Raw genomic sequence first — 24,306 nt, 5'->3', positions numbered from 1 at the left:
CTAACTATGGGAGGAATGTCATGATCGTGGTGAAGATTGGTGGTAGTGCCGGTAACGATTACGATGCGCTTTGCGATGATATTGCCGAACGCTGGCGTGCCGGTGAACGGCTCATTCTCGTTCACGGCGGTTCAGATCAGACCAACCGTTTGGGTGAGGCGCTTGGCCATCCGCCGCGGTTCGTCACCTCGCCGAGCGGACATACCAGTCGCTATACCGACCGCCGCACACTCGAAATCTTTATGATGGCGACTGCCGGCCTGATCAACAAGCAACTGGTTGAACGCCTGCACATGCGCGGTGTGATGGCACTTGGTCTCAGCGGGCTTGATGGCCGTCTCTTGTCCGGGAAGCGCAAAGCGACGATCAGAGTCATTGAACAGGGACGGCAGATGATCCTGCGCGACGATTGGACTGGTACCATCGAGCAGGTCAATCGTGATCTGTTGCACATGCTGCTCGCTGCCGGTTACCTGCCGGTTGTGGCCCCGCTGGCCTGTTCGGAGGCCGGCGAAGCGGTGAACGTCGATGGTGATCGTGCCGCAGCGGCCATTGCGACAGCTATTGGTGCGCAGACGCTCATCCTGCTCTCGAACGTACCGGGCCTGCTGCGCAATTTCCCAGACGAGTCATCACTGATTACCCATATCCCCCGCAATGATCTCGAATCATCCATGACATATGCTGCCGGTCGGATGAAGAAAAAATTGCTCGGTGCGCAGGAGGCCCTGGCCGGTGGGGTGCAGCGCGTGATCCTTGCCGATGCCCGGATTCCGGCGTGTGTGAGTCAGGCATTGAATGGTGGCGGAACCCACATTGTGTAAACTTATCGCGTCAGGCTGTGCCAGCGAAAGGGACAACGTGCCTCAGACAGCATTCCCTGTGTTCGGCACACCGGCAAGGGAGGTAGAGGCGATGTCTTCCATCCACCTTATTCTCCATGATGGGTGTGTGCTGTGGTTTGGCGTGCGGAAGGCAGACTTCCGCACCCACCGGCGCGTGTCGCACCGATCACCCTGCTGAACGGGTACGACATGCGTTTTCGTCACCCCCGGCTTTGGCAAGGATTCCTGACCAACGCTATGATCGTAACGAGCATACCTGGCATCCACCTGACCGGTAGGGTCAACGGCGTGCCACGTGCCGGATCGTGAGCACAGCTGCTGCGGCAGCATGACTGCCGTACTCCAAACGTCGCGACACGCGCATGCCGAGCGGGCAAGGTACCCCATCCAGCGCGTGATGGCCCGACCCTCTGCCAACGGGCCAGGAGCAGGGCAGGCTGTCGTTGGTGATTGGCAAGCGTTCATGCGTCTGGGAGAACGATAGCACAGCTTAATGAAATAAGTTCTAGTCTGGTTGATCTTTAAGCCGCTTCTCACACCATTCCACTATTCCACAAAGTATTTGCGCGATCTTTCAAACTTCGTTATAATAATTTTTGGATATTCCCCGTCCAGTACGAGAGTAATTAATCGATCATCACGGACTCAGCAAAGATTGTTGGGTCATTGATCGGTTAAGCGGTGCGTAGTTGTTTCGTGCATTATCAATGAGGATCGCATGACGCATCGTGATTCAACAACACTACCGGCGCCCCAAATGGAGATTGATCATGTGGGGCTTAGCTTCGGTGGTGTGCGAGCACTATTATCGGTTACGTTTAACATTTACCCCGGCATGATCCAGGCGATTATCGGCCCGAATGGTGCCGGAAAGACCAGCCTGCTCAATTGTATCAGTGGTCTTTACCGCCCTCAGCAAGGGCAAATTCGTTTTGAAGGCCGGAACATCATCGGCCTACCGCCCCACCAGATTGCCCGTCTTGGCATTGCCCGTTCATTTCAGAACATCGAACTCTTCCGCCATATGACGGTGGTTGACAACCTGATGCTTGGTCGTCACATCCATATGCGCAGCGGTATCTTCAGTGGCGGTTTCTACTGGGGGCGTGCCCAACGGGAAGAGGTTGAGCATCGCGAGTTTGTTGAGCAGGTGATCGATCTGCTCGAAATTCAGTCGATCCGCAAGAAGATGGTGGGGACGCTCTCGTATGGCTTGCAAAAGCGGGTCGAGCTGGGGCGAGCGCTGGCAATGAATCCGCGTCTGCTCCTGCTCGATGAACCGATGGCCGGCATGAATAACGAAGAAAAAGAGGATATGGCTCGCTTTATCCTCGATATTAACGAGGAATACGGTACAACCATTGTCCTGATCGAACACGATATGGGTGTGGTGATGGACATCAGTGATCGGGTCGCTGTGCTTGAATTTGGACAACTGATCGCCTATGGTACCCCGGCTGAGGTGCGCAGTGATCCGAAGGTGATCGATGCCTATCTTGGCCGTGAACACGCGATGCCAACAGTATAACCTGGGCGATATACCGGCGGAAACTGGCGATGTCACTATCGGGTGGGACGATGATACAGATACCGGAGACAACTCTACCACGGCTCCTCTTTCAGAACGCGGAACGTTTTGGCGATAAGGTGGCCCTGCGCGAAAAGGATTATGGCATCTGGCAAACGGTGACCTGGCGGCAGTTTGCTGACCACGTGCGCGCCTTCGCGATGGGATTACACGCGCTGGGGGTTCGGCGCGGTGATGTCATTGCCATTCTCGGTGATAACCGCCCCGAATGGTTGTACGCCGAGTTCGCCGCCCAAACCATCGGTGCAATGTCGATTGGGGTCTATCAGGACTCAGTTGCCGAAGAGGTCTATTACATCGTCTCGGCTGCCGGCGCACGGGTGATCGTGGTCGAGGATCAAGAGCAGGTCGATAAGATCATCGAAATCTGGCCGCGGCTGGAAGGGGTGTTGAAGGTAATCTACTACGAACCGAAAGGCATGCGCAATTATCGCCAGCCCTACCTCGCCGATTTTCCGTCTATTGAAGAGCTTGGCCGGACGTATGATCGCGAGCATCCGGGTCTGTTTGAGGCTGAACTCGCTGCCGGTAAACCTGATGATGTAGCCATTCTCTCGACCACCTCCGGTACCACCGGCAAGCCGAAGCTGGCCATGCTGACCCATCGCAACATGATCAGCCAGGGTGCCGGTCTGCTCTCTGTCGATCCTCTCGGCCCCGATGATGAGTTTGTCAGCTTCCTCCCGCTGGCCTGGGTGGGAGAGCAGATGGTGACTGTGGCCGCCGGTATGCAGTGCGGTTTTACCATCAACTTCCCGGAATCGGCCAGTACCGTCCAAGAGAATATTCGCGAGATCGGGCCACGGGTGATGTTCTCGCCACCACGCATCTGGGAGAATATGCTCTCGCAGGTGCAGGTGAAGATTCAGGACTCGACACCGCTCAAACGTGCGATCTTCGAGTGGGCAATGCGCCAGGGGTACGAGATGGCCGATACCCGCTTCAGCGGGAAACAGCCCGATCTCTGGCTGCGCCTGCGCTATGGGTTGGCGCGCCTGCTGGTCTTTGAGATGCTCAAAGACCATCTTGGCCTGCGCTTCCTCAAACGGGCTTACACCGGCGGTGCCGCGCTCGGCCCTGATGTGTTCCGCTTCTACCACGCGATTGGGGTGAATCTGAAACAGGTGTACGGGCAAACGGAAAGTGCCGGCCTGAGCGTCATCCATCGTGATGGGCAGATTAAGTTTCAAACTGTGGGGACACCGCTGCCAAATACCCAGATTCGGATTGCCGAAAATGGCGAAATTCTGGTTAAAAGCCCCTCTGTCTTTGTGGGATACTATCAAAATCCGGAGGCAACCGCAGAAGCGCTCGAAGATGGCTGGTTGCACAGTGGCGATGCCGGCTATTTTGATGAAGATGGCCATCTGATCGTGATTGATCGAGCCAAGGATGTAATGACTCTTCACGACGGCACTAAATTCTCGCCACAGTTTATTGAGAATAAACTCAAGTTTAGCCCATACATCAAAGAGGCCGTGGTCTTCGGTGGTGACTGGCCCTTCGTGACCGCGATGATCAACATTGATTTCGCGAATGTCGGTAAATGGGCCGAGAACGCTCAAATTTCCTACACGACGTATACCGATCTGGCGCAGAAGCCGCAGGTGTACGCCCTCATCCGCAAAGATGTTGAACGCGCCAATGCCGATTTACCCCCGGCAGCACGGATTCGCCGCTTTCTGCTGTTGCACAAGGAGCTTGATGCCGATGATGGTGAACTGACCCGCACCCGTAAGGTACGCCGTCGTCTGGTCGCCCAACGTTATCAAGAGATTGTCGATGCGCTCTATAGCGATCAGGACGAACTTGAAATCGAGACCACGATCACCTATCAGGATGGGCGGACTGCGCTGATCAAGACGCGCCTGCGGATCGAAGAGATAGATGATCCGGCGACGACACTGGCAGCATCACCGTCGCGGATGGCAGTTCGTTAGTTGAAGCAACGGAGAGCGGCATGGATCGGTTCATTCAGCTTGCCCTGAGTGGTATTGCAAACGGTGCCATTTTTGCGCTGGTCGCGCTCGGTTTTGTGTTGATCTACAAAAGCAGCGACGTGATCAATTTTGCGCAGGGCGAATTGTTGTTGATCGGTGCTTACCTGACCTACGCTATGGTCGAGCAGTTCGGCCTCTGGTGGCCGGCAGGTGTGGTCTTGGCGGTTGTGCTGGCAGCGGTTGCCGGCGTGCTGATCGAGCAGTTGGTGCTGCGACCAATGATTGGTGAGCCGGCGATTTCGGTGATTATGGTCACCATCGGTCTATCGTCGCTGTTGCGGGCAATTGTCGGCGCGATCTGGGGTGTCACCCCACGTCCGGCCCCGCAATTTCTACCTACCGACACGGTCACCATTTTAGGCGCAAATGTTGGCGTGGATCGCATCTGGGCATTTGGCCTGGCTATTACACTCTTCGTGATCTTAACCCTCTTCTTCCGCTACAGCCGTGATGGAATTGCCATGCGTGCGGTGGCCGATGATCAACAGGCGGCGCTCAGCATGGGTATCAGCGTCAAGAAGGTATGGGCGGTGGCCTGGGCTATTGCGGCAATTACCGCCGCAGTTGGCGGTATTTTGCTGATGAGCATCTTCGGTGGTGTGTCCGGCACCATTGCCCGGGTTGGTTTGATCGTCTTTCCGGTCGTGATTCTCGGTGGCCTCGATAGCATTCCGGGTGCAATTATCGGCGGGCTGATCATCGGTCTGTTGCAATCGTTCGCCGGTGGCTATCTGCCTCCCGAATGGGGAGTAGGTGAGGTTGTGCCGTTCATCATCCTCTTGTTCATTCTGCTGGTACGTCCTTACGGTCTCTTCGGACAGCGCATTATCGAGCGGGTGTAGGGGATACAGACCATACAGACAGGGTTGCCTATGCAGAGCGGAACATTTCATACCACGTATGCCAGTGATGTCAGTCTGCGCCCCTATTGGCCGCAACGGATGCGGATTGTCCTTGTTCTGGTGGCAGTGCTGATCTTTCCCTGGTTTGCCGACCGCTACTGGCTCAATCTGGCCAACACGATTGCCATCGCTGCAATCGGTGCTATCGGCCTGAACATTCTGGTCGGTTACACCGGACAGATCAGTATCGGGCATGGTGGCTTTCTGGCGGTCGGGGCGTATACCGCCGGTTTGCTGGCCGTGCATCTTGGTACCCCGATGTGGCTGACCATTCCTATCGCCAGCTTTTTCACTGCGGCAGTTGGTGCCTTCTTCGGTCTGCCGTCACTGCGCCTGAAAGGTCTGTATCTGGCGATTGCCACCCTCGCGTCGCAAGAGATTATCATCTGGCTCCTGACACACGGCAAACTGCTCGGCATCGGCGAGTCACTTTCGTTACCGCGGGCGACCAATAATCTCTTCGGTCTGCCAATGGAGTGGCTCGGTAACAATGATTTTGCCTTCTACTGGGTGTGTCTCGCCTTTTTGATCCTGACGGTTATCTTCGTGAGCAATCTGTTCCGAACCCGTACCGGGCGCGCCTTTGTTGCGATCCGCGATCAAGACATTGCGGCTCAGGTGATCGGTGTCGATCTCTTTCGGTATAAACTCCTGGCCTTCGCCACGTCTTCATTCTTCGCCGGTCTGGCCGGTGCGCTGACTGCGCACTACCGTGGTGTGATCTCGTGGGAGCGGTTTACTATCGAAACCAGCATTCTCTACCTGGCGATGATTATTATCGGCGGTTTAGGGAGCGTTTCAGGATCAATCTACGGCGCTGCATTCATGATCTTGCTCCCAGCCTTTCTGTCGAATATGGCCCGCACGCTGAGTGGCGTCGTTCCCGACATCAACTCGTATCTGCCGTATATTCAGCAGGGTGCTTTTGGTCTGGCAATCATCCTCTTCCTCATCTTCGAGCCGGAAGGCATCGTTAAGATGTGGCGCAATGTTAAAGATTATTTCCGGCTATGGCCGTTCAGTTACTGAGGTGTGTAGCAAGGAGGATGGCATGCACAGGTGGAAACGCACGTTCGGTTGGTGGATGGTAATGGCGTTGGTTGCCACAATGCTGGCAGCATGTGGTGGCGGTGGCACAGGTGGAGGTGGTGGTGCAAGCAGTGAACCGATCAAGATTGGCGCGATTTTTGACCTGACCGGTGCAACAGCCGACGTAGGAACGCCCTATGCCCGCGGACAGATTGCCTTTATTGATTGGAAAAATGAACAGGGCGGCATTAACGGGCGGCGCTTGCAGTTGGTGAGCGAAGACTATGCGTATCAGGTGCCGCGGGCGGAAGAGTTGTATACGCAATTCGTAACCCAGGATAAGGTGCTGGTCTTCTCAGGATGGGGTACCGGCGATACCGAAGCGCTTCGCCCCAAGATTACCGAAGACAAGATTCCGTTCATCTCGGCCTCGTACTCGGCGACGCTGGCCAATCCGGCGGAAACGCCTTACAACTTCCTGGTTGCGCCGACCTACTCTGACCAGTTGATTATCGCGATGAAGTGGGCGATTGATGACTGGAAGGCGAAGGGCAACAGTGGGATGCCGAAGTTTGCCTATCTGATCAACGATAGCCCCTTCGGTCGTTCGCCACTGGCCGATGGTACGGCCTTTGCCACATCGCAGGGTATCGATACCCCGCTTGAGGTTCCTTCGCCGCGTGGTGCAACCGATTTGACGCCACAGTTGACCCAGATTCGCGACTACGGTGCCAACTACATCTTCTTGCAGAACGTCTCTAGCCCGGCGGCACTGGCGATCAAGAATGCGAAAAGCCTGGGTTACGACGTACAATTCGTTTGCCTCAACTGGTGCGCAAACGAGATTTTGATCAAGCAGGCTGGGGCCGACGCTGAAGGTGTTGTTGGCGTGGTGCCCTTCAACCACGAAGCGGAAGGTGGGAAGATTGCGCTTGATTACGCTCGCCAGAAGAATATTGACTACGGCGGTGCCGACAGCACCTTCGTGCAGGGGTGGACGGCACTGTCAATTCTGGTGGCCGGTATCGAGCGAACACTGGCGGACGGCAAAGAGCTGACCGGTGAGAATATCAAGAATACGCTGGAGACGATGGGTGCCATCGACACCAAGGGGGTAACGCTGCCGGTGCAGTTCAGCTCCACCGATCACGCCGGTGTGAAGTCAACCCGCATGTTCCGGGTTGAAAATGGTAGGTGGGTAGCGATCACTGATTTCATTAGTGCGCGGTAAGTTACACGTGACCGGTGTGTTGTCTATTGACAACACACCGGTCATTCATAGCAGGCAATCGCTGCGGTTGCCCTCTTGCATATGCTGACACTCAACAATATTGAAGTTATCTATAACGATGTGGTGCTGGTGCTGAAGGGGTTGTCGCTGGAAGTGCCGGAAGGGCGCATTGTGGCGCTGCTCGGCTCAAACGGTGCCGGCAAAAGTACAACCCTCAAAGCTATTTCGGGGCTGCTCAAGCCGGAAAACGGTGAAGTGACCGACGGCGAGATTTTGTTTCAGGGCCAGCCGATCCACAAAAAAGATGCTGCCGAGATCGTGCGGATGGGCATCTTTCAGGTGATGGAGGGACGGCGCGTCTTCGAGCATTTGACGGTCGAAGAGAATCTCCGTGCCGGCGCCTACACCCAATCATTTCGCCGCTTCGCCGGTGATCTGGCGCTGGTGTATGAATACTTTCCACGCCTGAAAGAGCGTCGCAACCAGATCGCTGGATTTCTCAGCGGTGGTGAGCAGCAGATGCTGGCGATTGGGCGGGCGCTCATGGCGCATCCCAAACTGATTATGCTCGATGAACCGTCGCTCGGCCTGGCGCCACTGCTGGTCGCCGAAATCTTCGAGATCATCCGCCGTATCAACCGCGAGCAGGGAACAACGATTCTGTTGGTTGAACAAAATGCGCGACTGGCGCTGGAAGCTGCCCATCACGCCTATATTATGGAGAACGGGCGGATTGTGCTTGATGGATCGCCAGACGATTTGAAAGATAACGCCGATGTGCGCGAATTTTATCTTGGCTTAAACGAGATTGGTAGTCGCAAGAGTTATCGTGACGTCAAACACTACAAGCGCCGCAAGCGCTGGCTCTCCTGATCGGGTTATCTATAAGAGGATGGTATGAATATTGAGGCATTTTACGCCAGTTTTGATCAACGAGTGCGTGAGATTGTTGCTTTCGGCTATGAGCATTCGCCGGCGTTTCGCCAGCGTATGGACTCGGCCGGCTTGACACCCTCTGATATTCAGACCACCGCCGATTTGAGCCGGCTGCCGATATTGCGCAAAGAACAACTGGTGGAATTGCAACGTCAAGGGCCACAGTTAGGTGGCATGCTCACGGTGCCCCTATCACGGCTGCGCCGCATTTTTCAATCTCCTGGCCCAATCTACGATCCTGAGTCTGATGAACCAGACCCGTGGCGCTGGGCACCGGCGTTTCGGGCCGCCGGTTTTGGCCCTGATGATATTGTGATTAACTGTTTTGGCTATCACCTGACGCCTGCCGGTGTGATGTTTGAAGAGGGTGCGCGTGCGGTTGGTTGTGCAGTCATTCCAGCCGGGGTTGGTAATCAGGCTCAGCAAATCGAGGTGATGGCCCAGCTCGGTGTGACCGCCTACGCCGGCCTGCCGAGCTATCTGAAAACCTTGCTCGAACGAGCAGTTGAGGCAGGTCATGATCCGCGCACCTGGCCGCTGAACAAAGCCTTTGTCGCTGCCGAACCGTTACCGCCATCACTGCGGGCGTTGTTTGAAGAGCAGTACGGTATTCTGGTGTATGACGGTTACGGGACTGCCGAGACAGGAAACCTCGGCTACAACGGCCCAGAGCGGCAAGGCTGGCACCTGCCTGAGGATGCTCTGGTGCAGATTTGCGACCTGAATACCGGTGAACCGGTACCGCCTGGGCAGACTGGTGAAGTTGTGGTAACGCTCTTCCGCCGCGACTACATCCTGATCCGCTTTGCGGTTGGCGACCTCTCTGCGTTGATGGAGCCAACAACTGCAACCGTCATTCAAACCCCGCGCCTGGTAGGGTGGCTCGGTCGGAGTGGAGAGAGTGTCAAGGTGCGAGGGTTGTTTGTCCATCCCCGGCATATTGCCGAGGCGATGCGGCGTATGACCGGCTTGCAGGCGTATCAGGCGGTTGTGGTGCGTGAAAACCACCGCGACGAGCTGATCTGTCGGCTTGTGCCGACTGCCGATGCCGATCCTGCACACCTTCGTGATAGTGCCGCGCAGGCGCTCCACGAAGCGCTGAAACTGCATTGTCGGGTAGAGCTGGTTAGCGATCTGCCAGCCGATGCCAAACCGTTTGTCGATCTGCGCACCTGGGACTAATCCTGGCCGGGCGGTCACGACCTACCGCCAGGCGGGTGGTGCCGTGAGGCGGGCTGAAGCCCTACCTGACGACGTGGCAGTCCTGGTGGGGCTACGTATCAGCACGCCCGGAACCCTTTCCCCACCGCCAAACAGCCTTGAAGGGCGTGCAAGACTTGAGGCAGGGTTTTAACCCGCCGGGTCATAACCCGTCAACCCGTAACCCGCCGGCGCTCTCCTTGCGCAGGTATGGAAGCATCTCCCCGCCTTCAGGCAGCCCCGAAGGAGCGTGCAAGACTTGAGGCAGGGTTTTAACCCGCCGGGTCATAACCCGTCAACCCACAACCCGCCAATTTGCGCCAACCCACATCCCCGCCCCGGCCTATGCATTACCCACATGTCACGCTGCGTTATGACAGGCTGCACGTGCTCCCCGTGGCGCGGGCTTTCCGTGGCGCAGGCTTCCAGCCTGCGTGGAGGCATTCCTCTCCACCGCCGTCAGGTGCCGGCCGTGGCCGCTGGTGCGCAGGCACGAACCTGGTACAACCAAACGTCTACGCGAAGGTATCGCATGCATGCCTGACCGACTCGATGAGCGACACGAGCACATTCAGCACCCCCGTGACCAGGATGGGTAACGGTATGCCACGCGCCGGATCGTGAGTACGGCTGGCGCGGCAGCATGGCTGCCGCACTCCAAACTGTGCGACACGCACATGATGCGCGTGTAAGGCAACCCATCCAGCACGTGCTGGCACGGCTGGAGCGGTGCACTGTCACCGGGCCAGTCGCCCAACATAGCACCTATGGCGATCATACTCGCTGATACGCACGTGGTTGTCACCAGTTGTGGGTAATGCATAGGCCCCGGCCAGGGCGATGTATCCCTCGTACTCACCGTTGCACTGCCACAACCCCGATGGTGTAGATCAGCACACTACCCGCAACCGATCAGCAAACGCATGACTGGAAGCGCTTTCACGGTTTTGTACAAGTGCTTCGCGCTTTTTGAAAAGCCAGACCTGCTCCTTTTTTGTACTATAAGGCCAGTTGGAAGCGTTCCCAGTGAGTGGTGGCAGATATGCATATTACCCTTGACGAAATTGCCCGGCGGGCCGGGGTCTCGCGATCAACTGCATCACGGGTTCTCAACAATCACCCGCATGTGAACCCGGCAGTGCGCGAGCGGGTCTGGCAGGCTATTCGCGAAACCAATTATCAACCAAACCATCCTGCGCGCTCACTGGCCAGCCGTCGGTCGCAGGTGATTGGGATCATTATTCCGCAGTCGATCCACACCCTGTTCGCCGATCCGTACTTTCCGCTCTTGATCGAAGGGATTGCCTGTGTCTGTAATGCGCGGGAATTTTCGATCATGCTGGAGCTGGCGACCAATACAACTGGCAATCCCTACCGTCATATTGGTCGGCGCGGCTTTCTCGATGGTGCGATCGTAGCATCGGCAATCGAAGATGAATTTCTGGCGCAATGGCTACAACAAGAAACGCTTCCGGTGGTGTCAGTTGGGCGCATCAGCTCGCATCCGGTTATTCCCTATGTTGATGTGGACAATCGTCATGGTGCGCGTATGATGGTTGATCACCTGATTCGACGAGGTTACCGCCGGATCGCAACCATTACCGGGCCAATGAATATCGTTGCCGGACGAGATCGCTATGCCGGGTATTGTTAAGGGCTGGCCGCTGCCGGATTACCGGTACAACCTGAACTCGTCGTCGAGGGCAACTTTAGCGAACAGAGTGGCTTTGCGGCGATGCAGATGCTCTTGCAGCTTGACCCGCTGCCCGATGCCGTCTTTGCGGCCAGCGATATGATGGCGCTTGGCGCTTTCAAAGCCTTGCGTGCTGCCGATCTGGTTGTTCCGCGTGATATTGCGTTGACCGGATTTGATGATATTCCGCTCGCCGCAGCAATGACACCGGCGTTAACGACCGTTCGGCAGCCGATCAATGAACTGGGTCAGACCGCGGCCCGGCTCTTACTCGATCACCTGATTATCGCTTCTTCCGAACCTGCACCACAGCGGGTTATTCTGCCTACCGAGCTGATCATTCGTGAAAGTTGCATTCGCGACTCAGAAAGGGGGTGAAGATACCGCCACATTGCAAAAACTCGTACCCCGACCTGTGTCCAACACAATGGTGTAGTAGTTCCAGAGGAGGAAATGAGATGAAGTCGTTCAAAGTCCTGCTCGTTAGCCTCACGTTTATTCTCGCCACGATCCTCAATGCTGCCTGTGGCAGCAGTCCTTCAACCCCCGCCGCCCAGCCCACCACCGCACCTGCTGCTGAACCAACCCAGGCTGCAGAACCGACCCAGGCTGCGGCACCGACTCAGGCGCCTGCTCCCACCCAGGCTGCTACCAGTGGGCGTACCAAAGTGCGCTGGTTTGTCGGTTTGGGAGCTGGTTCAGATGAGGGGGCAATTCCGGCACAGAACGCTTTTGTCGAGCGCTTCAATGCCAGTCAGGATAAGATTGAACTGGTGATCGAGATTGTTGACAACAACGTTGCCTTCGATACCCTGGCCACCCAGATTGCTGCCGGTAACGCTCCCTGTCTCGTCGGCCCGGTGGGTATTCGCGGACGCGATAGTTTCAAGGGCGCCTGGCTTGACCTTCAGCCGTTGATCGACAAGTACAACTATGACCTGAGCGACTTCGATCCCAATCTGGTGAAGTTCTACCAGGTGAAGGAAGAGGGCCAGCTCGGTATTCCGTTCGCGATTTTCCCCTCCTTCATCATCTACAACAAAGACCTGTTTGACGAGGCAGGGTTGCCGTATCCACCTGCCGAACATGGTGCGCCGTGGGTTGATGAGAATGGTGTCGAGCGTGAATGGAACATGACCACGCTTACCGAACTGGCCAAGAAGCTGACCGTCGATGCCAATGGTAATGATGCCACCTCACCCGATTTTGACCCGGAGAAGATCGTTCAGTTCGGATGGATGAACCAATGGACTGACCCCCGTGGCATTGGGACCTTCTTCGGCGCCGGTTCGCTGGTCGATGACAATGGCAATGCGCAGATTCCCGATCACTGGAAGGCAGCCTGGAAGTGGACGTATGACGGCTGGTGGAAAGACTGGTTTATTCCGAATGGCCCCTACGGTGGTGCCGACTTCCTGCAAGGCCCTGGTGGCCCCTTCTCGTCGGGCAATCTGGCGATGATCCACATCCATATGTGGTACGTGGCACCGTGGGCACTGGGGAATGTTGATTTCGATTGGAATCTGGCAGCCACGCCGAGCTACAACGGGACGATTACGGCCAAGATGCATGCCGATACCTTCGGTATTCTGAAAGGCTGCCCGACACCTGATGAAGCATTCGAGGTCTTGACCTACATGCTCAGCAAAGAGCACGTGAGTGAATTGCTCACCATCTACGGCGGCATGCCAGCCCGGCTCTCGCTCCAATCCGATTACTTCACCCAGTACAACCAGACCAGTTTCCCCAACAAGACCGACATCAACTGGAATGTCGTGGTGGAAGCGATGAGCTACGCCGATAATCCGAACCACGAGAGCTGGATGCCCAGCTTCCAGGAGACTACGGATCGCTATAACGAGTTCTGGAACTACCTTGCCAATACACCTGATGCCGATTTCGAGGCCGAAGTAGCTAAACTGCAAGCCGATTTACAGAAGATCTTCGACGCGGCGAAGTAGGTATTGGTTTCAGACCATCGATCCTGTCCTAAAGACAGGATCGATGGTGCCCCCAGGAGGTTGTTATGGCGATTGTTCCTGATGTAAGTGAAGCCCTACGGGGTACTTTTGCCAGAACGAAGCGGCGGAAGTTAAGCCAGCTTGAGAAGAAAGAGATCCGCTGGGGACTACTCTTCATCAGTCCGTGGATTATCGGCTTTCTGGCTTTCTACCTCTTGCCGATGATCGCATCGTTTGGCTTCTCGCTGTACGATTTCAATCCGGCGGTTCCTGATCAGGCCAGATTTGTTGGCTTTGCCAACTGGCAGCGAGCACTGTTTCAAGATCAGGAAGTCTGGTTATCGCTGCGTCGTACCATCCACTTTGCCGCCATCTCGTTGCCGATCTCGCTCCTCTTTGCGCTGTTTCTGGCGATTTTGCTCAATTCGGAGCACGTGCTGGGCAAGAGTGTGTATCGCACGCTCTTCTACATGCCGACGATGATCCCGCTGGTCGCGACCGTCTTGATCTGGAATGGTGTGCTCAATGAACAGACCGGTTGGATCAATGTCATGATTGAACGCCTGACCGGAATTCGGGCAACCGGCACGCAGGGATTGCGCTGGCTGTCCGATCCCAATCTGGTCTACTATGCCTACACGATGTTCGGGTTATGGGGTGTTGGTAATGCGATGATCATCTTTCTGGCCGGTCTACAGGGCGTGCCGAGTGAACTCTACGAAGCGGCTCAGATCGATGGGGCGAACTGGTTTCAGCGTTTAATCTTCATCACCATTCCTCTGATAACACCGGTTATCTTCTACCAGGTCGTGTTGGGCGTTATCGGCTCATTGCAGTATTTCCTCGCGCCATTTGTGCTCAACAATGGTACCGGCTTTCCTGAAGGGATGACTCGCTTCTTTATGGTCTACTTCTACAAGCAGTCGTTCACCTTCTTCAGCATGGGGTATGGGGCGACCCTGGCCTGGTTGATGCTGATCATCGCCATGATTATCACGATTGTGCTCTTTGGCACGGCACGCTTCTGGGTCTTTTACACAACGGAGGAACGGTGATGGTACGCACACAATACGTTCCCATGCGTTCGCTTTCTAAAACGGCACGGCTCGCCCTGACCCGCATTGCGCTTACCGGCCTGACCCTGGTTGTGCTTGGTCTGTTCCTCATCCCAATGGTATATGGGATCACGACCGCCGTTAAAACCGACAATCAAATCTCCGAGAGTGGCGCACCCTGGTGGCCGGCGAGTAAACGCACCTTCGAGTATGAAGGGAAGAGCTACGATGTCTATCTCGTGCCCATCGATGGCGAGATGCGTGAACTGGCACTCTACCGGCCCGGTCGGCAGCGGAGTCAGTTTATCGATCCGAATAATCCAGAGGCGGGGGTGATCGAGTGGGAAGGTCAGTGGCGACAGCTTGAGCGCACGTGGGAGCTTGATATTCAGTGGGATAATTTTGTCCGGGCCTGGAATACGATCAACTTTCCCAATCTTTTGCGCAATACGATAACCTACGCTGGTGTCACAACCTTTGGCGCAGTGTTATCGGCAGCATTGGTTGCCTACGGCTTTGCCCGCTTCCGCATTCCCGGCAAGCAAATCCTCTTTATGATCATGCTCTCAACCGTGATCCTGCCGGGTGCGGTTACGCTGATCCCAACCTACTTCGTCTTCTTGCAGATTGGCTGGGTTGGTACATGGCTCCCACTCATTGTTCCGGCCTTCTTTTCGTGGGGTACTAACGTCTTTCTCTTGCGCCAGTTCTTCCTCTCGATCCCACGTGATCTGGAAGAAGCAGCGATGATCGACGGCGCCAGCCCGATCCGCATCTTTTATTCGATCATTCTGCCGATGTCGCGTCCGGCCCTGACTGCCGTGGCTCTCTTCCATTTCTTCTGGGCCTGGAATGACTTTTTTGGCCCCCTGATCTATCTTGCCGGCCATCCCGATAAGTTTCCGATTACGGTGGGGTTGACGGCGTTCAACAATCTGTATTCGCAATCGACCAATCTGATTCAGGCAGCGTCGCTGATTTCGGCGGTTATTCCGATTATCGTCTTCTTCTTCGCCCAACGCATCTTCCTTGAAGGTGTGGTGATTACCAATTTTGAGAAGTAGTATGCGTTTCCATTCAGTGCTTGTGATCGTGCTACTGCCAATCCTTATCGCTGCCTGTGGTCGGACGCCGGTAAGTTCGCCGCCACCAACGGCCACGGTGATCACCTACCGCGATCCGTCGGCGCCAATTGCTGAACGGGTGAACGATCTGCTCCAACGCATGACCCTGGCCGAGAAGATCGGGCAGATGACGCTGATCGAGAAGAATAGTCTGACGCCCGATCTGGTGCGCGATCTGGCTATTGGTGGAGTGCTGAGCGGTGGTGGCGGCTATCCTCAAGCAGAGAACTCGCCGGCAGCCTGGGCGGCGATGGTCAATGAATTTCAGCAGGCGGCGCTCAGTACGCGCCTGGGTATTCCGCTTATCTACGGTGCTGATGGGGTGCATGGGCACAATAATCTCTACGGGGCGGTGATCTTTCCGCATAACATTGGGCTGGGCGCGGCCAACAATCCGCAGCTTATGGAACAGATTGGCCGGGCGACCGCGCTGGAGATGGCGGCAACCGGGGTATTTTGGAATTATGCGCCGGCAGTGATGGTGCCGCTTGATGTGCGTTGGGGGCGCACCTATGAAGGCTACGCCGAGCGTCCAGATCACGTTGCTGCGCTGGCCAGTGCGTTTCTGCGTGGCTTGCAGGCACCTGACATCGCAGCCCCAAATCGTGTGATCGGTACCCCGAAGCACTTCCTCGGTGATGGCGGTACCGCCTGGGGATCGTCTACAACTGAGAATTATAAACTTGACCAGGGAGAAACCTTCGGCGACGAAGCCTTTCTACGAGCCGTCCATCTCCCACCCTATCAGGCGCTGATTGCAGAAGGTGCCCAGACAATTATGGCCTCGTATTCGAGCTGGAATGGGCAGAAGATGCACGCCAGCTCCTATTGGCTGACCGACGTGCTCAAACGGGAACTTGGCTTTGCCGGTTTTGTGGTTTCTGATTGGGCGGCTATCGATCAGATCAGCCCTGATTACGATCAGGCAGTTATTACAGCGATCAATGCCGGCATCGATATGAATATGGTGCCCTACGATGCCCAACGCTTTATCGACTCGCTGACACGAGCAGTGGAACGTGGGGCCGTCAGCGAAGAGCGCATTGATGACGCAGTACGCCGCATTCTGACGGTCAAATTCGCGATGGGTCTGTTTGAACAGCCATTCGCGCATACAGCGTTGTCCGATCAGATCGGGAGTGCTCAGCATCGTCAACTGGCCCGGACTGCGGTCGCGCAGTCGCTAGTGCTGCTGAAGAATGACGCCAATCTGCTTCCGCTGCCAAAGGATATTGGTCATCTCTATATCGGCGGTCAGGCAGCCCACGATCTCGGCATCCAGGCCGGGGGCTGGACAATCGAATGGCAGGGGCGTACCGGCCCGATTATTCCGGGTACAACCATTCTGGAAGGCATTCAGGCCGCGGTATCGCCACAAACGGTCGTTGAATATAACCAACACGGTCGCTTCACCGGTGATCCGGGTGCAGCCGACGCAGTTTGCATCGCTGTCGTTGGTGAATTGCCATACGCTGAAGGGCGGGGCGATAGCGCCAGCCTCAGTCTGCCCCCTGCCGAGAACCGTGTGCTACGGCGCATGGAAGAAGCCTGTGTCCGCCTGGTCGTGGTACTGGTCGCCGGACGCCCACTGCTGGTGACCGACGATCTGCCGAAGTGGGATGCGCTGGTGATGGCATGGCTCCCCGGTAGCGAAGGGGCCGGAGTCGCCGATGTGCTCTTTGGCGATCAGCCGTTTCGTGGTCGCTTGCCGGTTACGTGGCCGCGCAGCCTTGATCAGTTGCCGGTGGGAAGCGGTGATGGGCAGCCGCTCTTTCCCTACGGTTTCGGATTGACGCCCTGACCGGCGATGTTGCCCTCTACTGATAACGAGCCGGTCTTTATGTGAAACGTTGGTGGTCTGGAAAGGTTGTAGACCGTGCAGACATTATTGTCACCCATGATCAGGCGACAGATAGTGTGGCTGGGAATAGTGTGTCTGTTCCTGGTTGGATGCTCTGCTATGCCGACGACGCCTGTGATCGGTGAACCGACCCCAACCCCCTCACCGTGGACGCTCGTCTGGAGTGATGAGTTTGAGAGCGAGACGCTCAACCCGCAGAACTGGTTGTTCGACAAAGGGGCCGGGGGATGGGGGAATAACGAATTGCAGTACTACAGCAATCGGCCAGAGAATATCCGTATTGAAGATGGTGTCTTGATTATCGAAGCCCGTAATGAAGAGTACATGGCCTGGGAATATACTTCTGCCCGCATCAAGACCCACTATCTGCAGAGCTGGACGTATGGTCGGATCGAGGCGCGCATGAAGCTCCCGGTTGGTGGTAAAGGCATCTGGCCGGCCTTCTGGATGTTAGGCGAAAACATCGCTACTGCGCGCTGGCCCAACTGTGGCGAGATCGACATTATGGAAAATATCGGTAATCCAACCGTTGTTTATGGTTCGGTACACGGCCCAGGCTATTCTGGTGGAAATGCGATCACAAAGTCATTTGTCAGTGCAGTGGATCTGTCGGCTGATTTTCACATCTACGCTGTCGAATGGGAGGCCGACGAGATCCGCTGGTACGTCGATGATCAACTCTACCACACCCTGCGTCGTGAACAGGTACCGGGTGAATGGGTGTTTGATCATCCGTTCTTTCTCATTCTCAATCTAGCCGTCGGCGGGAACTGGCCGGGGTACCCCGACGAAACAACCGTCTTTCCCCAGCAGCTCCTGGTTGATTATGTGCGTGTGTATCAAGCTGGTGCGGCCTCGTGAGCCGGCCTATTCAGAGGAAGGTTATGACTACACTCGTTGATCCAGAAACACTGCTTGCTCACCTGACTCTTGACGAAAAGATTGCCCTGCTTGCCGGTGCCGATGCATGGCACACCGTCGCAGTACCGCGTCTTGGTATTCCCTCGATCAAGGTTACCGATGGCCCGAATGGTGCCCGTGGTGCCAGCCGCAATGGCGTTCCGACGTCGGCCTGTTTTCCGGTCGGGGTGGCGATGGGCGCAACCTGGAACCCGGCACTGATACGGCAGGTTGGTGAGGCACTTGCCGAAGAGACCAGAGACAAAGGGGCGCATATTTTGCTCGCCCCAACTGTGAACATCCATCGCTCACCCCTGGCCGGGCGCAATTTCGAGTGCTTTTCCGAAGACCCTTACCTTACCGGCGTGATGGCCTCTGCCTACATCAACGGGCTGCAAAGCCGGGGCGTGGGTGCCTGTATTAAACATTTTGTCTGCAACGATTCAGAATTCGAGCGCTTCAGCATAAGCTCTGACGTTGGCGAGCGTCCACTGCGCGAGATTTATTTGCGGCCCTTCGAGATGGCGATGCAGCGTGCGCGCCCATGGACGTTGATGTCGGCTTACAATCGCATTAACGGGGTGTGGGCCAGCGAAAATCGGCGCTTGCTGGTTGAAATCCTGAAGGGCGAATGGCAATTTGACGGCATGGTCATTTCGGACTGGTACGGCACCTATAGCGAGCGAGCGGTCTACAACGGGCTTGACATCGAGATGCCGGGGCCGGCGCGCTGGCTCAGTCGCGAGCACGTGATAGCCGCCCTCGAACGGGGTGATCTGAGTGAGGCTGAACTCGACGATAAGGTGCGGCGCCTCTTGCGCACTATCGAGCGGGTCGGTGGCTTTGCCAATCCTACCCCGACAGCAGAACAGGGTGTTGATCGCCCCAGTCATCGTGCCCTGATCCGACGGGTCGGCGTCGAGTCGATGGTGCTCTTGAAGAACGAACAGCATCTCTTGCCGCTGAACGCTGATCAACCTCAAACAATTGCCGTTATCGGTGCGAATGCGCATTGGGCGGCTGTCATGGGTGGTGGGAGTTCTGAAGTCGCCCCCCACTATGTAGTGACTCCACTCCAGGGTATTCGGGAGCGAGCCGGTACCGGTTGTGTCGTTGAGTATGCCATCGGCTGCCCGATCTTCCGTCGCCTCCCCAACCTTGAAACCGGCTGGCTCCGCCTGCCCGACACTGACCGGCCCGGCGCCCGGCTCGACTACTTTGCCAATCCCGATCTGGAAGGGCCAGTAGTGCGGAGCGAACATCTGCACACGCTGGAAGCAAGCTGGTTTGGCGACCAAATCGCCGATCTCACAACGCCGGTCTTCTCGACCCGTGCGACCTGTGATCTGATCCTGCCGCAGAGTGGTCGCTATCATCTGGGTCTGGCGTGCGTGGGGCAGGCGCGCCTCTGGCTGGATGACGAACTGGTGATCGATCTGTGGGAGAAAGATTTGATGAATGGCGCCGATCAGCGGCAGATGGTGCAATTAGAGGCACATCGGCGCTATCGTCTGCGCGTTGAATTCCGCTGGCCGCGAGCCGGTAACTGGCGTGGCTGGCAGGTTGGCTTGCTGGCAGCAAGTGAGAGCGATCCTATCGCAGAAGCGGTAGCACTGGCGGCGCGCTCGAATGTTGCCATTATCTTTGCCGGTTTGACCAAAGAATGGGAGAGCGAGGGCTTTGATCGGGTTGACATGGAGCTGCCTGGCCGTCAGAATGAATTGATCAGTCGGGTGGCAGCCGTTAATCCACGCACAATTGTAGTGCTCAATGCCGGTTCACCGCTCAGCATGCCCTGGATCGATGAGGTCGCTGCTGTGGTTCAGGCATGGTACGGTGGGCAGGAAGCCGGCCATGCGATTGCTGCTGTACTGTTCGGCGACGCCGATCCGGGTGGTCGTCTGCCGACCACCTTCCCGCGGCGATTGGCCGACAACCCGGCCTACATCAACTATCCCGGCGAAAACGGTCATGTGCTCTACGGAGAAGGGTTGTTCGTCGGTTACCGCTACTACGACCGCAAAGGGGTTGCGCCTCTCTTTCCCTTTGGGTTTGGATTGAGTTATACCGAATTCGCCTACAGCAACCTTCGTCTTTCCGCCGAGTCAATGCACGCCAACGAGACACTGACGGTAAGTGTTGACATAACAAATACCGGTTCGCGAACCGGGACGGAGGTGGTACAGCTCTACGTTCACGACGTTGCCGCTCGTCTGGTGCGTCCCGACAAAGAGCTGAAGGGTTTTGCGAAGGTCGAACTCGAACCGGGCGCTACGACGACGGTGACGTTTACCATTGATCGGCAGGCGTTGAGCTATTACGATCCAGCAGTACCGGGCTGGGTTGCCGAACCGGGCGAATTCCACGTTTTGATCGGGCGCTCGGCTGCCGATATTCGGTTGCGTGCAGGGTTCCGGTTGCTGGCGGATCAGGAATGATTGGTTAGTACCGGATGTTGTACGGGGCGGTAGCGGAGCTGCCGCCCCGGTTGGTTGTGTTACATCTGGTGAAGAGAAAGCGTAATACGCTATCTGGCTATCTCTTGTCACCGCACCTGAGCGTGGAAGCGTCAACCAGCGCTTCCGCACGGCGACGGCTCGTTATCCGTGTCCAATGTATCGCTGTGCGTCCCTACCGGGTGCCTTTCAAGGGCGGACAGGATATACAATCCAACACAACGTCTACCGCATCAGGACGCCCCGGCAAGAAAATATGAGTTAACATAACGTCTTCCGTATCGGGAAGCCATAGATCGAACTCTCGATCTCTCATCTCCCGTAGCGTGGACTATGCAATTACCCACAACTGGTGTCAACCATGGGTGTATCAGCGGGTATGATCGCCATGAGTGCTGTTGTGGGCGACTAACCAGGTGACAGTGCGCTGCTCGGGCCGTGCCGGTACGTGCTGGATGAATTGCTTTACCCGTTCGTCATACGTGTGTCGCGCGGTGTGGACTGCGGCAGCCATGCTGCCGCGCCAGCCGGACTTACGATCCGGCGCGGATTGCAGCGGACTCCCGTGCCGGTACGTGCCCCTGATGAGGGGGATGGCTGAACGCAAGCCGGCAGCCTGCCCCACAGCGTGCTGGTGCCGGTGGTGTGTAGAGGCGGGTTCTCAACCCGCCCCTACGGACGGTATCTGTACCGTTCACCTGACTATCCAAGGGATGCGGTGGATGGGCATGTCTTGCATCGCGTGCTATGGTATGGTTGTTCAGAGGTGATCGCAGCCGCTACGCGCCCCGCTCCCGCGCACAGCGCTATGCCTTACCCATACCCAGGTTGTCACCTTCTTCGCTCATGAGCAGCACCTGTCTCATTGTGCGCGATCCTGGGCACTATCGCGTTGCATCGCTGTCGCGTGGGTCGCACGTCACGCATGGGCAGCGGATGGTCGCAGTGGTAGCGGCGGTAGCCAGTGTATCCGACCGTGGGGCAGGCTGGAAGCCTGCCAGCGGGGCCAGCACCTGCCGGCAGTGGCGATGATGCCGGCACGCGGGCTGGAAGCCGGTGCCACGGGGAACGCTGGCAGCCCGGCCTAACGCAGCGTGACATGTGGGTAATGCATAGGTAGCGTGGGATCGGGGTCGGGGCGAGGACGTGCAGCGCATCCCCAGGCGCTATCACCTATAGACACTCACCTGTTCTATCTGTCCTTGAATTGCTGGGGGAGTAAACTGTTCAGCGGGGGTCAGCAGCGTGTGTTATGCCAGGTCAGTGGACGAGCCAGCGGCTCGCGCTTCCAGGGGATATGCCAACACTTTTTCCCAGAAAGTGCATTACTCAGGCGCAATGCCGGGGTAGTAATTGGATAGGGTACCAGAGACAACACCAGATTTGATATATCACCCCAGCGCACATACGTAGAGGCGGGTTTGGAACCCGCCTCTACGTGCATGACCGGCTCCGACTTACGCGGTTGCCATTGCCGCCTTCTGCTTGGCCTTCTCTTCTTCAACCAGCACCCGGCGCAGCACCTTACCGACCAGCGTCTTCGGCAATTCGCTGCGGAACTCAACCTCGCGTGGCACCTTATACGGTGCAAGGTGCAGCTTACAGAACTCCTTGATCTCTTCAGCCGTGGGATTTTCACCCGGCTTCGGCACGATAAAGGCCTTCACCGTATCATCACCACGCTGCGGATGCGGAATACCAACAACGACGGCCTCCATCACCTTGGGGTGCATGAAGAGGACTTCCTCGACATCGCGGGGCAGCACCTTGAGGCCACCGACATTGATCATATCCTTCTTGCGATCCACGATGTAGAAGTAGCCATCCTTGTCAACACGGGCAATATCGCCGGTGTGCAGCCAGCCATCGGCATCGATGGTCTGAGCAGTCTCTTCAGGGCGCTGCCAGTACCCCTTCATCACCTGTGGCCCACGCACACATAGCTCGCCCGTCTCGTCGCTGCCCGGTTCGATCTCCTCACCGGTATCGAGATTGATCACCTTTGCTTCGGTATCAGGCACCGGAATTCCGATGCTACCGGCGCGGCGCTCGCCGAAGACCGGGTTGCAGTGGGTTACCGGGCTGGCCTCGGTCATCCCAAACCCTTCGACAAGGCGGCCACCGGTCAATTGACCGAACTTCTCCTGCACCTCCATCGGCAGCGGAGCCGAACCGCTGATACAGGCCTTCACGCTGCGCAGATTGTATTCATTCACCTTGGGGTGATTGATAATGCCGATATACATTGCCGGCACCCCAGGGAAGAGCGTGCAGCGTTCGCGCTGGATCACGTTCATCACATTATCGATTGGGCGCGGGTTGGGCACAATCACAATCTCGGCGCCCATGTGGATGCTGTAGATCATCGCCACCGTCATCCCATACACATGGAAGAAGGGGATGGCGGCCATCATCTTCTCGCCACCGGGTTCGCCGCGGGTCAACCAGGCTGCAATCTGTACCGTATTGGCGATCAGATTGCGATGGGTCAACATCGCGGCCTTGGGCAGGCCGGTAGTACCACCGGTGTATTGGAAGAGCGCAATATCATCAGGGGTTACACTAACCCGCGGTGGGGTTGGGCCATACTTCTCAAGCAGGTGTTGGAAGAAGAAGATATCCTGCTCTGGCATCACATCAACCCACTCCGGAGTTTTCCTTTGCGCACTCTTCACCAGCAAATTGGATGGGAAGCCCAGGGTATCGAAGACGTGGGCAACGATCACCCGCTTTACCGGCGTCTCGGCACGCACTTCGCGCAGCCGGGGCCAGAAGATATTGAGCAACACAATCGTCTCGGCACCCGAATCGTGCAACTGATGCTGCAACTCGCGCCCGGTGTACGTCGGATTGGTATTGACAACGATGGCCCCCAACCGCATACAGGCAAAGAAGGTGATAATGTAGTGCGGCGAATTGGGCAACATCACCGCCACCCGATCCCCTTTACGTACCCCAAGCTGGTAGAGCGCCGTTGCCATCCGATCAACTTTTTCGTTCAACTGTCGATAGGTAAGCTTCCCGCCAACCGTGAAGCGACCACCGAGCAAGTAGCGCAAGACGAAATTGGTAGCGGTGTGGTCGGCATACGTTTTGGCACTGTTGCTCAACATATCGCTGAGCGTAATCTCAGGATACGTCAGCGTAGGCGGAACACCCGGCTCGTAGTACGACAACCAAATCTTTTCCAAATTGCACCTCCTTGTGCGCATGCCACCATTCGGGTGGAAGTGATCCCTCTCGCTTTGCGATAACCTTGCTGTGAAGACAGAAGCCTTCACCGCATTAACGACCAGCCCTACACATCATCACGCAGCCAGCCTCGCTCACGGGCGATAAATTTGATCGTGGCATCGTCGGGTGGATACAACCCGGCTGCCTGATATGCGTAAGCGAGCAGAGCTGCTCCTCCGATAAGGCCAATGATCAACCCCAGGAGAAAGGCGAATCCACCAATAATCCGCTTCATATAGCCTCCCCGTATCAAATATCCCATCATTGTTTGGGGAACACATATCGATTGTA

The 24,306-nt window shown here is 56.6% G+C and carries 16 protein-coding genes and 1 pseudogene; 15 read left to right on the top strand and 2 right to left on the bottom strand.

Going from position 1 to position 24,306, the window contains the following annotated elements; translation table 11 throughout:
• Positions 1-20 precede the first annotated feature (20 nt).
• The 15 genes and pseudogenes from CAUR_RS05690 to CAUR_RS05620 all read left to right on the top strand — a co-directional run bounded on the left by CAUR_RS05690 (position 21) and on the right by CAUR_RS05620 (position 20,763).
• Positions 21-824, top strand: coding sequence for a [LysW]-aminoadipate kinase (locus tag CAUR_RS05690; RefSeq protein ID WP_012256974.1), 804 nt, complete (start codon positions 21-23; stop codon positions 822-824).
• Positions 825-1,563: 739 nt separating this feature from the next.
• A complete protein-coding gene (locus CAUR_RS05685) occupies positions 1,564-2,373 on the top strand; it encodes an ABC transporter ATP-binding protein (RefSeq protein ID WP_012256973.1) in 810 nt (269 codons plus the stop codon).
• A 50-nt stretch (positions 2,374-2,423) separates the two neighbouring features.
• Entirely contained in the window at positions 2,424-4,373 is a 1,950-nt protein-coding gene (locus tag CAUR_RS05680) for a long-chain fatty acid--CoA ligase (protein WP_012256972.1), read from the top strand.
• Positions 4,374-4,393: 20 nt separating this feature from the next.
• A complete protein-coding gene (locus tag CAUR_RS05675; RefSeq protein ID WP_012256971.1) occupies positions 4,394-5,275 on the top strand; it encodes a branched-chain amino acid ABC transporter permease in 882 nt (293 codons plus the stop codon).
• Positions 5,276-5,305: 30 nt separating this feature from the next.
• Entirely contained in the window at positions 5,306-6,364 is a 1,059-nt protein-coding gene (locus CAUR_RS05670) for a branched-chain amino acid ABC transporter permease (protein ID WP_012256970.1), read from the top strand.
• Between the two features lie 22 nt (positions 6,365-6,386).
• Positions 6,387-7,595, top strand: a complete 1,209-nt coding sequence (locus tag CAUR_RS05665) for an ABC transporter substrate-binding protein (RefSeq protein ID WP_012256969.1) — start codon at positions 6,387-6,389, stop codon at positions 7,593-7,595.
• Between the two features lie 81 nt (positions 7,596-7,676).
• The gene (locus tag CAUR_RS05660) at positions 7,677-8,468 is read left to right on the top strand and encodes an ABC transporter ATP-binding protein (RefSeq protein ID WP_012256968.1); all 792 of its coding nucleotides are present in this window, start codon (positions 7,677-7,679) and stop codon (positions 8,466-8,468) included.
• Between the two features lie 24 nt (positions 8,469-8,492).
• Positions 8,493-9,713 carry a phenylacetate--CoA ligase family protein gene (locus tag CAUR_RS05655; protein ID WP_012256967.1) on the top strand — a complete coding sequence of 407 codons (1,221 nt, stop codon included), beginning with the start codon at positions 8,493-8,495 and terminating at the stop codon, positions 9,711-9,713.
• Positions 9,714-10,773: 1,060 nt separating this feature from the next.
• Positions 10,774-11,802: pseudogene (locus CAUR_RS05650) on the top strand (LacI family DNA-binding transcriptional regulator).
• 80 nt (positions 11,803-11,882) lie between these two features.
• Positions 11,883-13,385 (top strand): ABC transporter substrate-binding protein, encoded by a 1,503-nt coding sequence (locus tag CAUR_RS05645; RefSeq protein ID WP_012256966.1) that lies wholly within the window; start codon positions 11,883-11,885, stop codon positions 13,383-13,385.
• A 65-nt stretch (positions 13,386-13,450) separates the two neighbouring features.
• A complete protein-coding gene (locus tag CAUR_RS05640; RefSeq protein ID WP_012256965.1) occupies positions 13,451-14,440 on the top strand; it encodes a carbohydrate ABC transporter permease in 990 nt (329 codons plus the stop codon).
• Positions 14,440-15,504 carry a carbohydrate ABC transporter permease gene (locus tag CAUR_RS05635; RefSeq protein ID WP_012256964.1) on the top strand — a complete coding sequence of 355 codons (1,065 nt, stop codon included), beginning with the start codon at positions 14,440-14,442 and terminating at the stop codon, positions 15,502-15,504. Before CAUR_RS05640 ends, CAUR_RS05635 begins: the two co-directional genes overlap by 1 nt.
• A gap of 1 nt (position 15,505) precedes the next feature.
• Positions 15,506-17,365, top strand: a complete 1,860-nt coding sequence (locus CAUR_RS05630) for a glycoside hydrolase family 3 protein (protein ID WP_012256963.1) — start codon at positions 15,506-15,508, stop codon at positions 17,363-17,365.
• A gap of 159 nt (positions 17,366-17,524) precedes the next feature.
• Positions 17,525-18,286 (top strand): glycoside hydrolase family 16 protein, encoded by a 762-nt coding sequence (locus CAUR_RS05625; RefSeq protein ID WP_242605076.1) that lies wholly within the window; start codon positions 17,525-17,527, stop codon positions 18,284-18,286.
• Positions 18,287-18,309: 23 nt separating this feature from the next.
• Complete coding sequence (locus CAUR_RS05620; RefSeq protein ID WP_012256961.1) at positions 18,310-20,763, top strand: glycoside hydrolase family 3 C-terminal domain-containing protein; 2,454 nt, start codon at positions 18,310-18,312, stop codon at positions 20,761-20,763.
• A 1,475-nt stretch (positions 20,764-22,238) separates the two neighbouring features.
• Here the strand turns inward: CAUR_RS05620 and CAUR_RS05615 are convergent.
• Both CAUR_RS05615 and CAUR_RS20770 read right to left on the bottom strand, forming a co-directional pair.
• Complete coding sequence (locus CAUR_RS05615; RefSeq protein WP_012660601.1) at positions 22,239-23,972, bottom strand: long-chain-fatty-acid--CoA ligase; 1,734 nt, start codon at positions 23,970-23,972, stop codon at positions 22,239-22,241.
• A gap of 107 nt (positions 23,973-24,079) precedes the next feature.
• Positions 24,080-24,250, bottom strand: a complete 171-nt coding sequence (locus CAUR_RS20770; RefSeq protein ID WP_012256959.1) for a hypothetical protein — start codon at positions 24,248-24,250, stop codon at positions 24,080-24,082.
• Between the last annotated feature and the right edge of the window lie 56 nt (positions 24,251-24,306).

Origin of the sequence: Chloroflexus aurantiacus J-10-fl (assembly GCF_000018865.1) — a bacterium.
In the GTDB taxonomy this organism is placed as follows: Bacteria; Chloroflexota; Chloroflexia; order Chloroflexales; family Chloroflexaceae; genus Chloroflexus; species Chloroflexus aurantiacus.
Note: the sequence above shows the minus strand (reverse complement) of the source record. Positions and strands in the feature narration are given on the sequence as shown.